The sequence below is a fragment of the Pseudomonas sp. TE36184 genome, assembly GCF_054060055.1.
Window position 1 is genome coordinate 1,633,814 of record NZ_JBSSCU010000001.1, and the last position, 13,403, is coordinate 1,647,216.

At 65.3% G+C, this 13,403-nt stretch carries 11 protein-coding genes; 5 read left to right on the forward strand and 6 right to left on the reverse strand.

Going from position 1 to position 13,403, the window contains the following annotated elements:
• Positions 1–101 precede the first annotated feature (101 nt).
• From ACVWZP_RS07170 to ACVWZP_RS07190, 5 genes are read left to right on the forward strand one after another with little or no spacing between them, the layout of a single operon-like run.
• Positions 102–1,139 (forward strand): branched-chain amino acid ABC transporter permease, encoded by a 1,038-nt coding sequence (locus tag ACVWZP_RS07170; RefSeq protein ID WP_046486461.1) that lies wholly within the window; start codon positions 102–104, stop codon positions 1,137–1,139.
• Positions 1,139–2,905 carry a branched-chain amino acid ABC transporter ATP-binding protein/permease gene (locus ACVWZP_RS07175; protein WP_177030563.1) on the forward strand — a complete coding sequence of 589 codons (1,767 nt, stop codon included), beginning with the start codon at positions 1,139–1,141 and terminating at the stop codon, positions 2,903–2,905. The genes ACVWZP_RS07170 and ACVWZP_RS07175 overlap by 1 nt, the downstream gene beginning before the upstream one ends.
• Before the next feature lie 5 nt (positions 2,906–2,910).
• Positions 2,911–3,666 (forward strand): ABC transporter ATP-binding protein, encoded by a 756-nt coding sequence (locus tag ACVWZP_RS07180; protein WP_232566609.1) that lies wholly within the window; start codon positions 2,911–2,913, stop codon positions 3,664–3,666.
• A 50-nt stretch (positions 3,667–3,716) separates the two neighbouring features.
• Positions 3,717–4,853: an ABC transporter substrate-binding protein gene (locus ACVWZP_RS07185; RefSeq protein ID WP_017847299.1), complete on the forward strand. Its 1,137-nt coding sequence runs from the start codon at positions 3,717–3,719 to the stop codon at positions 4,851–4,853.
• Between the two features lie 31 nt (positions 4,854–4,884).
• On the forward strand, positions 4,885–6,165 hold the full coding sequence (locus ACVWZP_RS07190; protein ID WP_046383250.1) for an OprD family porin: 1,281 nt from the start codon (positions 4,885–4,887) through the stop codon (positions 6,163–6,165).
• 62 nt (positions 6,166–6,227) lie between these two features.
• On the opposite strand, the gene ACVWZP_RS07195 is transcribed toward ACVWZP_RS07190, so the two are convergent.
• The 6 genes from ACVWZP_RS07195 to ACVWZP_RS07220 all read right to left on the reverse strand — a co-directional run bounded on the left by ACVWZP_RS07195 (position 6,228) and on the right by ACVWZP_RS07220 (position 13,332).
• Positions 6,228–7,568 (reverse strand): ABC transporter substrate-binding protein, encoded by a 1,341-nt coding sequence (locus ACVWZP_RS07195; protein WP_057005524.1) that lies wholly within the window; start codon positions 7,566–7,568, stop codon positions 6,228–6,230.
• 188 nt (positions 7,569–7,756) lie between these two features.
• Positions 7,757–8,881, reverse strand: a complete 1,125-nt coding sequence (locus tag ACVWZP_RS07200) for an NAD(P)/FAD-dependent oxidoreductase (RefSeq protein WP_177030561.1) — start codon at positions 8,879–8,881, stop codon at positions 7,757–7,759.
• Positions 8,874–10,496 carry a methionine--tRNA ligase gene (locus tag ACVWZP_RS07205; RefSeq protein ID WP_079443689.1) on the reverse strand — a complete coding sequence of 541 codons (1,623 nt, stop codon included), beginning with the start codon at positions 10,494–10,496 and terminating at the stop codon, positions 8,874–8,876. The genes ACVWZP_RS07200 and ACVWZP_RS07205 overlap by 8 nt, the downstream gene beginning before the upstream one ends.
• Before the next feature lie 4 nt (positions 10,497–10,500).
• The gene (locus tag ACVWZP_RS07210) at positions 10,501–11,625 is read right to left on the reverse strand and encodes an NAD(P)/FAD-dependent oxidoreductase (protein WP_234427192.1); all 1,125 of its coding nucleotides are present in this window, start codon (positions 11,623–11,625) and stop codon (positions 10,501–10,503) included.
• Positions 11,622–11,975 (reverse strand): cupin domain-containing protein, encoded by a 354-nt coding sequence (locus ACVWZP_RS07215; RefSeq protein ID WP_046383247.1) that lies wholly within the window; start codon positions 11,973–11,975, stop codon positions 11,622–11,624. The genes ACVWZP_RS07210 and ACVWZP_RS07215 overlap by 4 nt, the downstream gene beginning before the upstream one ends.
• Before the next feature lie 16 nt (positions 11,976–11,991).
• Positions 11,992–13,332 (reverse strand): lysine N(6)-hydroxylase/L-ornithine N(5)-oxygenase family protein, encoded by a 1,341-nt coding sequence (locus tag ACVWZP_RS07220; protein ID WP_126586751.1) that lies wholly within the window; start codon positions 13,330–13,332, stop codon positions 11,992–11,994.
• Positions 13,333–13,403: the final 71 nt, after the last annotated feature.

Here is a 13,403-nt window from a genome sequence, read left to right on the forward strand (position 1 = left end):
ACACCTCGCCCTCTCGACGACAGCACCCCGGCACGGCATTGACCGGCGCCCGCTGGCGCACACCTTCGCCTCCCTTCCCTACCGCTCGCTGAGGGCCGCTCATGGATATCTCGATACTGGCGTTTCTCGCCCAGGACGGCCTGACCACGGGCGCGATTTATGCCTTGGTGGCGCTGGCCCTGGTGCTGGTGTTCTCGGTGACGCGCACCATCCTGGTGTGCCAGGGCGACTTCGTCACCTACAGCGCCCTGACCCTGGCCACCCTGCAACTGGGGCTGATGCCCGGCACCCTGTGGCTGCTGCTCGGCTGCTCGCTGGCCGCCTGCACACTGGACAGCATCGCCGCGTTGCGCCGTGGTCAATCGCGCCGGGTGCCCGGCCTGCTGGCACGCTACCTGGGCTTGCCGACGGTGCTGTGGGTGGTGCTGGACACCTTCGAGCTGGCCGGTTTGCCGGCCGTGTTGCAGATCCTGCTGACCCTGGCGCTGGTCACGCCGCTGGGGCCGCTGCTGTATCGCCTGGTGTATCAACGGGTGGCCGAGACCTCGGTGCTGTTGCTGCTGATTGTATCGGTGGCCGTACACATCACGCTGGTGGGTATCAGCTTGCTGATGTTCGGCGCAGAAGGGGTTCGCACCGATGCCCTGGCCGAAGCGGTGTTCATGCTCGGTGAGCTGCCGGTGGGCCTGCAAAGCCTGTTGGTGATCGCCAGCGCCCTGCTGCTGATCGGCCTGCTCTACGCGTTCTTCGGCCACAGCCTGTATGGCAAGGCCCTGCGCGCCACGGCACTGAATCGCAAGGGCGCGCAACTGGTGGGCATCCCCACACAGCTGGCCGGCAAGGCAGCGTTTGGCCTGGCGGCGTTGATCGGCGCCATTTCCGGCGTGCTGATCGGCCCGCTGACCACCCTGTACTACGACTCGGGCTTTCTGATCAGCCTCAAGGGGTTTGTCGCTGCGATCTTCGGCGGCCTGGCCAGTTACCCGATTGCCGCCGCCAGTGCGTTTTTCGTCGGTGTTCTGGAGAGCTTCGCCAACTTCGGCGCCTCGGCCTACAAGGAGGTGATCGTGTTCACCCTGGTGATCCCGGTACTGCTGTGGCTCTCGTTGAAGCACCCTCACCTTGAGGAGCAACACTGATGATCCGTCGACTGATCCCCCTGTTCGCCCTGCTGCTTCTGGCGGGCCTGGCACCAGTGCTGCTGCCGACCTTCCATGTCACGCTGCTGAATTACATCGGCCTGTACAGCCTGGTCGCCCTGGGCCTGGTGCTGCTGACCGGCATCGGCGGCATGACCTCGTTCGGCCAGGCCGCGTTCGTCGGTATCGGCGCCTACGCCAGCGCGGTGCTGACCACCCAATATGGCCTGTCGCCCTGGCTCGGTTTGCTCGCGGGCCTGGCGATTACCCTTGTGGTTGCCACCAGCCTGGGCCTGTTGACCCTGCGCCTGGCCGGCCACTACCTGCCCATCGGCACCCTGGCCTGGGGTCTGGCGCTGTTCTATCTGTTCGGCAACCTGCCCGGGCTGGGCGGCTTCGGCGGCCTGCAAAACCTGCCGAATATCAGCCTGTTCGGCTGGCAGGTCCGCGACCCGGCCGACTTCAGCCTGCTGATTGGGCTGCTGTTGGCGATCAGCCTGTGGCTGCTCGACAACCTGCTGCACAGCCGCCAGGGCCGCGCCATCCGCACCCTCAAGGATTCCGCCGGCATGGCTGAGGCGATGGGCATCGACACGGCGCGCAGCCGCTTGCAGGTGTTCATCATCGCGGCCCTGCTCGCGGCGTTGTCGGGCTGGCTGTACGCGCACCTGCAACGGGTGGTCAATCCCACGCCGTTCTCGGTGGTGATGGGTATCGAATACCTGTTCATGATCGTGCTCGGCGGCGTTGCCAGCCTCTGGGGCGCACTGCTCGGCGCAGCCCTGCTGACCCTGATCAAACAGGTGCTGCAAGACGTACTGCCACAGCTGTTCGGGCACGCCGACAACGTCGAGATGATTTTCTTCGGCGTGCTGGTGATCCTGGTCCTGCAATACGCCCGTGGCGGCCTGTTGCCATTGCTGAGCGGCCTGTTCCCGAGGGCACAACCCCGTCCGCTGCCCGAGCACCCGGCCCATGCGCTGCCCCGCCGGACGATGCCCGCCAACGGGCAGCCGTTGATGGTCGCAGAAGGTCTGCTCAAGCAGTTTGGCGGACTGGTGGCCAACAAGGACATGGGCTTGACCGTCAATGGCGCCGAAATCACCGCGCTGATCGGTCCCAACGGCGCCGGCAAGTCGACCCTGTTCAATCTGTTGTCCGGGGTGCTCGCGCCCAATGCCGGCCAGATCGTTTTTCTCGGCCAGCGCATCGACGGCCTGTCGCCGCGTGCCATCGCCCGACTGGGCGTCAGCCGCACCTTCCAGCACGTGCGTTTGTTGCCGGACATGAGTGTCCTGGAAAACGTCGCCCTCGGCGCCCATGCCCGGGGCAAAGCCGGGCTGCTGCGCTCGATGCTGCATCTGGAGCGCGAAGAGGAAGCCGCCCTGCTGGCCGAAGCCCGGCGCCAGATCGAGCGCGTGGGCCTGGGCGCCGCCCTGCACACCCCCGCCGGCAGCCTGCCGTTGGGCCAGCAGCGCATCGTCGAAATTGCCCGGGCGCTGTGCAGCGATCCCCTGTTGCTGTTGCTCGACGAACCCGCCGCCGGACTGCGCCATGGCGAAAAGCAGGCACTCGCCCACCTGCTCGAACAACTGCGCAGCGAAGGCCTCGGCGTGCTGCTGGTGGAGCACGACATGGAATTCGTCATGGGCCTGGCCGACCAGATCGTGGTGATGGAATTCGGCCAGCGCCTGGCCGGTGGCACGCCGCTGCAGATACAGCAAAACCCTGCGGTGCTTGCCGCCTACCTTGGAGGTGTCGAATGAGTCGCCTGCTGGATGTACGCAACCTGACGATCAGCCACGGCAAGGTCGAAGCGGTACGCCAACTCAATCTGAGCCTGGAGGAAGGCCAGATCGTCAGCCTGATCGGCCCCAACGGCGCCGGCAAGACCACCTTGATGGCGGCGCTGATCGGCCTGCTGCCAGCACAGGGCCAGGTGAGTTACGCCGGCCAGCCGCTGCTGGCGCACCACGACGTCGCCCAGCGCATCGACAAGGGCATGGCGCTGGTGCCGGAAAGCCGCGAACTGTTCGGCCTGATGAGCGTCGAGGACAACCTGCGCCTGGGGGCCTTCAGCCGTCATCGGCGTGGCTTTCGCGACCACCAGAAGACCCTCGACGAAGTTTTCGGCCTGTTCCCGCGCATGTACGAACGGCGCAGTCAGCCGGCCTGCACCCTGTCGGGCGGCGAGCGCCAGATGCTTGCCATCGGCCGCGCGCTGATGGCCAAGCCGCGCTTGCTGATGCTCGACGAACCCAGCCTGGGCCTGGCCCCGCGGGTGATCGGCGAAATCTTCACGATCTTCGAGACCCTGCGCCAGAGCGGCGTGTCGATCCTGCTGGTCGAGCAAAACGCCCGCGCCGCGCTGAAGATTTCCGACTACGGCTACGTGCTCGAAGTCGGGGAAATCGTGCTTGAAGGCAGCGCCCAAGCCTTGGCCAACAACCCCCAGGTGGCCGAAATCTACCTGGGCCGCCCACCCACCCGAGCCGCCATGGAGGTCACCAGCGCTACCGGCACGTAGCGCCCTGCCACAGCCTTTGCCACACCATAAAAAAAATATCAGGAGCGTGTATGAGATCGATTTTTCCCTTGCTGTTGCTGGCCTCACTGTCTGCCGCCGCACAGGCGGACATGACCGTCGGCGTGATTCTCTCCACCACCGGCCCCGGTGCCTCGCTGGGTATTCCCGAGCGCAATACCGTGGCCCTGTTGCCCAAGGAAATTGCCGGCCAGGCGGTGAAATACGTGGTACTGGACGACGGCAGCGACAGCACGGCCGCCGCCAAGAACGCGCGCAAACTGGTGAGTGAAAACCGTGTCGACCTGTTGATCGGCTCCACCACCGTGCCCACCTCGGCGGCCGTGGCGCAAATCGCCAAGGAGAGCAAGACCGCGCAGATCGCCCTGGCCCCATTCGCCCCGGCAAGTGGCGAACAGGCCTGGATTTTCACCGTCGCCCAGACCAACACCTTGATGGCTGAGGCGCTGATCGAGCACATGCAAAAAGCCGGCGTAAAAACCCTGGCGTATATCGGCTACAACGATGTGTGGGGCGAGGACTGGCACAAAGTGCTGAGCGAGATGGCGCCGGCGGCAGGCATCCAATTGGTGCGAGACGAGCGCTTCAACCGCACCGACTCGTCGGTCAGCGGCCAGGCCCTGAAGGTCATGAGCAGCAAGCCCGATGCGGTATTGATCGGCGCCACCGGCACACCCGCGGCCCTGCCCCACACCGAACTGCGGCGCCTGGGTTACAAGGGCACCATTTACCACACCCATGGTGCGGCCAACAGCGCGTTCCTGCGCATCGGCGACAAAGCCTTGAACGGCGCGATCCTGCCCGTGGGGCCCGTGGTGGTGTGGGACAAACTGCCGGCCAGCCACCCGTCCAAAGCCATCGCCAGCCAATACGCGCAGGATTACCAGGCCCAGTACGGCGCCAACAGCCTGTCGCCATTCGGCGCCTACCTGTACGACGCCATGCGCCTGGTGGAGGCCGCCGTGCCGGCCGCGCTCAAAGGCAGCACACCGGGCACGCCAGCGTTTCGCGAGCAACTGCGCGACCAGCTAGAGCAGACCCGCAACGTGGTCGGCACCCACGGCGTGTACAACCTGAGCGCCACCGACCACTTCGGCCACGACCAGCGCGCTCGCGCACTGGTGACGGTGCAGGATCAGCAGTGGGTCCTCTTGCATGCCCCTGAATAACCCCGACAACAATAATAAAAAGGCAACGTCCATGAGTACTCTGAAACGGGTTCACACCACCCTCGCCCTCGGTACGCTGTGCAGCATCAGCCCCGCGCTGCTGGCCCAGGGTTTTATCGAAGACAGCAAGGCCACGCTGACTTCACGCAACTACTACTTCGACCGCGACTACAAAGGCGACTCGGCGCAATCGGCCACCCGTGAATGGGCGCAGGGCTTCATCCTGCGCTTCACTTCCGGTTATACCCCTGGCACCGTGGGGTTTGGCCTGGATGCCCAAGGCCTGCTCGGCTTGAAACTCGACTCCAGCCCCGATCGCACCGGCACCGGCCTGCTGTCGTACAACCCGGTCACTCGCCAGCCGAACGACAGCTATTCAGAACTGGGGCTGACCGGCAAGGTCAAGGTATCGAAAACCGAACTGCAGGGCGGCACGCTCGCGCCGAACCTGCCCATCCTGTTTGCCAGCCCGACGCGCCTGCTGCCACAGACCTTTCGCGGCGCCCAGCTCAAGTCCCAGGACATCGACAACCTGACGCTCAATGCCGGCTGGCTCGACCGCATGAACCAGCGCGATTCGACCAACTACCAGAAGATCACCCTGGCCTCGCCCAACCGGCGCTTCAACGGTGCGGCCGAATCGGACAGCTTCAGCTTTGCCGGCGGCGACTACAAATGGTCCGACGCTCTCACACTCAAGTACTACCATGCGGAACTTGCGGACATTTATCGCCAGGACTTCGTCGGGTTTATCGACAATCGCCCACTGGGCCCGGGGCGGGTGAAAACCGATGTGCGCTACCACATCAGTGGCGAGGACGGCCCCGCCAAAGCGGGCAAGGTCGACAACCGCACCTTCGGCGTGATGAGCACCTACAGCCTGGGCGCCCACAGCCTCGGGCTCGGTTACATGCAACTGAGCGGTGACACGGCAATGCCCTACATCGCCGGTTCAGAACCGATGGTGGTCAGTGAAGGCGCCTTGAGCAGCGAGTTCCTCAACCCCAAGGAACGCACCTGGCAGGTCCGCTACGACTATGACTTCGCCGCCCTGGCGGTTCCCGGGCTCAAGGGCATGCTGCGGTATCTGGACGCCAGCCATATCGAACTACCGAGTGCATTGGGCGGCAGTGATCGCAGCGAGAGCGAAAAAGACATAGAGCTGTCTTATGTGGTGCAGAGCGGCACCTTCAAGAACGTCGCGTTCCGCTTGCGCCATGCCTGGTACCGCAATGACTTCGCCCCTACCGCTTCGTTTCGCGATGACAACGAACTGCGGGTGAACATCGATTACACCTTGGCGCTCTGGTAAAGCCTCAATAGGTTAACCCGTTGCGAAACACCCCGGCTTTCCGGGGTGTTTTGCGTTGAGGCTTACTCGGCCGCGCAGTCGCGCGCCGCGATGCCCTTCTCCTGGGCATACGCGGCAGACTTGGCCTCGATCAACGGGCGCAAGGTGGCGCGGTCGGCCTGGACCCAGTCGGTCACCAGCACCCATTTTTGCCCGTCCCACTGCTGCACCCGGGCTGAACCGCCGCCTTCGTGGTCGGCGCAGGACAGTTTCAACGGCGCGAGCAAGCCTTCGAGACCCAACGCCTTGATGCGAGCGGCGTCGATGTCCAAATGCTCGAACGCCCAGCGCGTTTCCTCACCGTTCAGCCCACGATTGCCGAACTTGGCCTGGCCGGTGCGCAAGGCTTCGACTGCAATGGCCGCGTTGATCAGGCCGATGTTGTAGTAGACCTTGCCGAAGTAACTCGGGTCTTTGAGGTTGCTCTTGCCCGGGTCCAGGATGAACTGCTTGAGTTTGCGGTGGATCTCGAAGCTGTCGCCACCGGGGAACGGCGCCAGCGCCTGGTAGCCTTTGGCGGCGGTGCCCGCGGGGATCACATCGGCTTCGGAGCCGGCCCACACGTCTCCGATCAGACGGTCCACCGGGATGCCAAAACGCACGGCGGTCTTGATGCCGACCGGGGTGGACACGCCCCAGGTGCGCAGGAACACCCAGTCCGGGTTGATCTGACGGACCTGCCGCCATTGGGTCGACTGCTCGTTGCCGGGGTCCGCCACCGGGATCTGGATATTCTCGAAACCGTACTTTTGCGCGAGCAATTGCATCGCCGCCTGGGTTTCGCGGCCATAGGCGGAGTCGTGGTAGACCGTGACGATCTTCTTGCCCTTGAGTTTGTCCAGGCCGCCTTCGCGCTGGGCAATGTAGTTGATCCCCACCGACGCCTGGCCGTAGTAGTTGAGCAACAGCGGGAAGGCGTAAGGGAACACGCGGCCATCGGTCGATTCGGTACGCCCGCCGGCACCGTCGATCAGCGGGATATGGTCGACGGCGGCGCGGTCCATCAGCGCATAGGACGCCGGCGTGCTGTGGGTGAAGAAGAAGCCGGTCGGCGCGCCGTCGAGGCCGGCCTTGTAGCGTTCGTAGCATTCGATGATACGGTCGGTCTTCCACTCGGTCTCGCACTCTTGCCAGACCAGTTTGACCCCGTTCACGCCGCCTTCGACCTCATTGATATAGCGGAAGTAGTCGATCTCCCCCGCCCACCACGGGATGCCGCTGGAGGCGTAGGCGCCGACCCGGTAGGTCGCCAGCGGGATGAACTGTTGATCATTGGCCGCCTGGGCCGCGGCCGGCAGCAGCCCGCCCAAGGTGCCGATTGCCAGCAGGCCGGCAATAAACGTGCGTTGCAAGGTGTTGTGCATGGGTGTGGTTTCTTTTGAAAAGTGGGGGTTATCCCTCCCGTTGTCGGGTCAGTGCCTATCGACTGACAACACAATTCATGCCAAACCCATAAGCCTTTAAATTCAGCATCTTACGCAGAACCTAAGCCTGCGCGATCGCACAGTTTATTGAACTGCTGTTGCTCCACCAACAACCTGAGCACGTCCCGTCAGCCGATAAACCGCTGCAGCGCAAACGGCGCCATCGCCGCCGACATCTCCCCCGTCAACACCCACTGCGCAATCGCCTGCCCAAACAACGGCGCGAACTTGAAACCATGCCCGCTCAACCCTGCCGCGACCATCAACCCCGGCACGCGCGGGTCCGGGCCGAGCAGCGGATTACCGTCCGGCGTGTCGTCGAAGAACGACACGCGGCGCCCGATCGGCTGTGCGCCCAGTAGACGTTGCACGCGTTGCGCGGCGCGGTCACGGTAGGCCAACACCTGAGTGTCGCTGAAGGTGCCGTCGAAGGCATCCGGGTCGATGGGCGCCCCTTCGGCGCCGCCCAGCGCGCCGATCACGTAGCTGCCGGGGCGATCCGGGCGCAGGTAGAAGCCGACGTCGCGGTCGCAGTAGCCCGGCATCGGCTTATCCGCGCCGCAGACCTCGAGAATGCCCACGCATTGCCGTGTGGCATGGATCGGCAGCGGCGCGCCGCACTCGGCGGCCAGTGCGGCGGCCCATGGCCCGGCGGCGTTGATCACATGGCTGCTGGCGATAAACCCGCAGTCGGTCTGCACGCCGATGACGCGGCCGGCCTGGCGCACAATCCGCCGCGCCGTCCGGCCCTCTTCGATCACCGCGCCCAGGGCGCTCGCACCGGCGGCAAAGCTGCGCGCGGTAAGACGCGGGTCGCAATAACCGGCGTCCGGTTCGTAGACCGCGCCCGCCAGGCCATCGGTGTACAGGTCCGGCACCCGTTCCCGTATCTGCTCGGGGCAGAGCCATTCAAGCGGCGCGCCCGCTGCCCGCAGACGCGCGACATTGGCCTGGGTGGTCGCTTGCGCGTGCCCGGCAATACCGGTCAGGAACCCCGTGCGCTGGTAGCCGCATGCGCCGGGATAGTGCTGCGGCCACTCGCGATAGGCCCGCACACCTTGCGTCGCCAGGTAGCTGAGGGCGGGGTCGGCATAATACGCCCGCACGATCCCCGGCGATGCGCCCGACGAACCGCTGGCAATCGCGCCTTTATCGAGCAGCCTGACCGACGCCCCGGCCCGCGCCAGGTGCCAGGCTGCGGCGGTGCCGGTGGTGCCGGCGCCGATCACGATAACGTCGGCGTATTCATGCATCGCTGGTGGCCCCGGCAAGCACCACGCTGGCCGGCAGGCACGGCGCCAATGCGGCCGGCGACAGCGGCGCAAAGCGCGGGCGCGCCGAGGTCTGCGGACGTGGCTGCGAGGCAGCGTGCAGCGCCTGGATCAGCGGCAAACCGTCATGCCCCAGGCGCTGCCACAGGTACTCGGCCAGGCGCGGCATGATCGGCGCGGCCAGGTACGCCAGGCCCTTGAGCCACAGGTAGGCGTGGGCGGGCTGCGTGACGTCCAGGTCGGGGCGTTGCATCCATTGATGCAGCACGTCCCAGGCTTCGCGCACCGACACCGCGTCCAACCGGAAGGCCTGCCCCAACCGCGTAACGGCCAGCTCCAGGGCCGGCCACAGCGCCGGGGCGATGGACTGCGGCCGCGTGTGATCGAGGGCGGCCAGCGCCAGGTCGATGCGGCCGTCGAGCGCACCGGCCAGGTCCACATTGACCACCTCGACAAACTCCTCCACGGCGAAGTTGGTTTCGCCCTGTTCGGGGCTTTCGCGGCTCAGGAAGTAACGCACCGCGTCGCTGGTCGCCGGGGTCTTTTCGACGATATCGGCGGCCCACACCACATGCAGGCGGCTGGTGGAAAACTTCGCGCCTTGCAGGTTGTAGAAGTAATTGGTCAACACGTAATCGAATGAGCGGTGATCCTGCAACGCATCCATCACCGCGACACTGCCGGCCAACAGCAGCACCGCGTTGTCGATGCCAAAACTGACCAGCGTCGTCACCTCGCTGCTGCGCAGCATGGCATGGCCGTGCTCGGGCGCCTGTTCCTGGGATCGGTCGGCGCAGGTCAGCGCATACTCCCAGCCCGACTCGAACAGCACGCGCGGGTTGCCGAAGCGGTCCGGGCTCCAGGCAACGCCCCATTCGCCCGGCGCGGTCAGCCGCACCCGGCCGTTTTCCCGTTCCAGGAAGCGCGCAATCACCTCGACGATCGACGCCGGCGCACCGGAGGTCGCCATGCGCTGCAGCAACTGCTCGGGGTGGGCGACGGTCAGAAACAGGCTTTCGACCTCAACCCAGTGCAGGGGGCTGTCGCCCATGCGCGGTTGCGGGTCAAGCATGGCTTCCGGGCGAAACAGTGCGCCGCAGGCTTCGCAAAAATAGCCGCCCGCCCCCGCCCGGCAATACGGGCATTGCCCCAGCAGCCAGGCCCCCGCCATGTAGCGCCGGGTGTCCGGGCAATACAGCACGCGTTCGACCACGCTTTGCGTCACCCCGAGCGCCACCAGGCGCTCCACCGTGCGCTGGGCATTGCGCGCATGCTGCTGCGCATAGGGGCCTTGCACCAGATCGAGGAAGTCATCCACCTCGACATCCAGCGCGCGCAGGTCATGGGCGATTTGCCCGTGATAGTCGCGCACCACGGCTTCGGGCGTGCGCTGCTCTTGCAGGGCCTTCCACAGCACATAGGAGTCGAAGCCGTCGACCGCCGAGACCACGTCGACACGATGGCCCTGGCTGCGCAGGTAGCGCCCCAGCATGTCCATGCGCAAGTACGGCCCGGCGATATGCCCCAGGTGCAGCCTGCCGTTCGGAGTGGGCGGGATGGGCATCAGGAAGAAGGTTTGCGCGGCGATAGCGGTCATCTTTTCAATCCATCGAAACAGTAGAAAGGGTGGGTTTGGCGGTAGCGGGCGCATCGGGCCACTGGGCGACGAGCAGGTCCACGGCTTCGCGGGCAATGCCCGGTGCCAGGCGGAAACCGGCGCCGCTGCCGGCGCCGGCAAACACCAGGTTCTGCCCGGCGTCGAAGCTCACCTGCGACTCTCCGCCGGGGCTGTAGCTGTCGCAGAACACCCGGCCGCCGCGACAGCGGGCCACCAGCTCGGGCAGGTAGTGCGCCAGCGTGCGGGTGGCCACCTGTACATCGTGGCGGTTGATTTCCAGTGCGTGTTTGCGCGGCGCAACGTCCCATTCATCGCACCGGAAGCTGAACAACCACTGGTTACGCGCCGCCAATGGCATCAGGTAAGCGTCGGATTGCGGCAGGAACAGCGCCGCGGCGTTGCTCGGCGGTACGCCGTCGATATGCAGGGCCACCACCTTCTTCACTCGCAGCCCATGGCGCGCGGCAAGCGCGTCGAACGGCGGCTCGCTGACCCACGGCCCCGTGGCAACCAGGGTGCGGCGGGCGCGCAGCGTGGCGCCGTCGGCCAGGGTGATGCGCGTGCCGCTGCCCAGCGCATCGATCTGCTGCACGCCCACGCCTTCGATGCAGCGCACATGGGCACTGGCCAGGCTGTGGCCGATCAGCAACCGCGCCACCAGCGGTGGCTCATAGCTTTCGGCGGTGCCGCCACGCAACAGGCTTTCGTTCGCGCCAACCTTGAGTGAGGCGCCCAGGCGTAAGCCCAGGTCCGGCGCGCACAGGTCGGCGGGCTGAACCGGCGCATCGACCAGGGCCTGCTCGATGTCTGCACTAAAGCTGCGTTCGGCCAGCCAGTACACCGGCGCCTGGGTGGTGCGGATGCCCAGGCGATCACGCAGGGCCCGATACAGCTCGGCGCTCTCCCCGGCCAGGCGCCGTTCGCGCGGCGAGCGGCCGGTGGCCAGCAGCACACCCGCCGAATGGGCGGTGGCCCCGTCGCCGATGCGGTAGCGGTCGATCAGCAGAATCTGCCAGTGGGGATAGCGTTGCGTCGCATGATGCAACGCCCAGGCACCGATAATGCCGCCGCCGACAATCACCAGGTCGAAGTGCTGCTCCATGCTCATGCCCACCACACCGAAAACACCTGGACCTGGGTCGTGCCGTTGTTGCGCGCGAAATGCGGCCGCCAGGGCGCGAAATACAGGCTTTCGCCATTTCTGACCGCGTGCCAGGTGCCGTCGTAGAAGACGTCCAGCTCGCCGCCGCTGATAAACCAGATTTCGTTCACGGCGTGCTTGTCTTCGTCGGTCGCGCTGTGTGGCTCGAGGGTGAAACGCGATGACTGGATCGGCGCATTGGCCAGTTTGCCGGCAAAGTGGTGCAGGTACAGGCGCACGCCTTCCGGCGCCACGGGCTCCTCGGTTTCTCGAATCACCGGGGCATTGCCGTTGGGGGCAAGTGTGATGGGTTCCATGACCGGGCTCCTGGGTCTAGTTGGCGAGAGCGGTCAGGCGATCGAAACGCGCATCGCCGACCTCGTCGAATACTTCGTTGGCGCCCCATTGGACGAACGCCTCGGGCTCATCCAAGTCGTACAGGGCTTGCCCGCTGACGCTGTTGATGATGTTCGCGCAACGCCAGGGGATCAGGCCCAGGTTCGGGTCGGCGATGCCTTTCTGGCTACGCGCGGCGTTTTGCACATAGATGGCCGAGCCCTGCGGCCCATCCCAGGCGACGGAATAGTCATCGTTGAAGACATACTCGCCGTTGCATCGGGTAATCCGTGATTCGAGCGCCGCCAGGCACGCCGGCATCTGGTAGGCATAGCCTGTACACAGCACCGCGGTGTCGGCACTCAGTTCCTCCTGCACCTGGCTGTGCCCGTGCGCCATCGACAGGCTCCAGTGATGGGGGCGCTGCTGAATCGCGGTCAACTCGCGCCCGGGCAGCAGGCGAATGTGACAGGGGTGCTGCAAGACGTGCTTGAGCTCGTACAGGCGGCGATAAATCGACTGCAACAACGCTTGGGAAATGCCGTCGCTCGCCAGTTTCTGCTCGACCAGCAGTGGCCGGCGCACGGCCTCGGGCTGGGCGAAAAAGTGGTCACTGTACTGCGGGGTGTAGAGCTCGTTGGTAAACGGCGACTCATCCAGCGGCGAAAAATTCCAGCGCCGCGAGACCCAGGTCACGCTGGCGGGCAAGGCGGCGGTGTCGGACAGCAGGTGCTGGATGATTTCGGCCCCGGTCTGGCCGCCACCGATCACCACCACGCGCTGGTCTTTGAAGCTGCGCTTGCGGGTCATGTACTGCGAGGAGTGAAACAGCGTATCGCCCAGATGCGCCTGCGCGCACGCCGGGATCGACGGTTGCTGCCCGGTGCCCAACACCAGGTGGCGCGCCGGTTGCGCCCAGGTATCGCCCTGGAGCAGGAACAGGCCGTTATCGAACGTCACCGAACGCACTTCGCTGTTGAAATGCAGATTCGGCAGCTGGCTGCACGCCCAGCGGTAGTACTGGTTGAACTCGCGGCGCAGCACCTGCTCGAAATGCGCGTTGATAAAACTGAGCAGCTGTTTTTTCTGCGCCAGGTAAGCGAGGAATGACAGCGGGTTGGACGGGTCCACCAGGCTGACCAGGTCCTTGAGGTAATGCACCTGCAGTTTGGCCTCGGGCACCATCATCCCCGCATGCCATTGAAATTCGCTGCTGCGCTCGAAGAACGCGGCGCTAATGCTCGGTTTGGGCTGGGCCAGCGCCGCCAGGCTAAGGTTGGCCGGACCGATGCCGATCCCCGCCATATCGACAACTGCAGGTGCAGAACGCAGATTCATGATCATTATCCCTATTGATGATGTTTTTCAGGTGCAGCGACGCCTCGCGAATGTCACGAAAACGTGCCGGG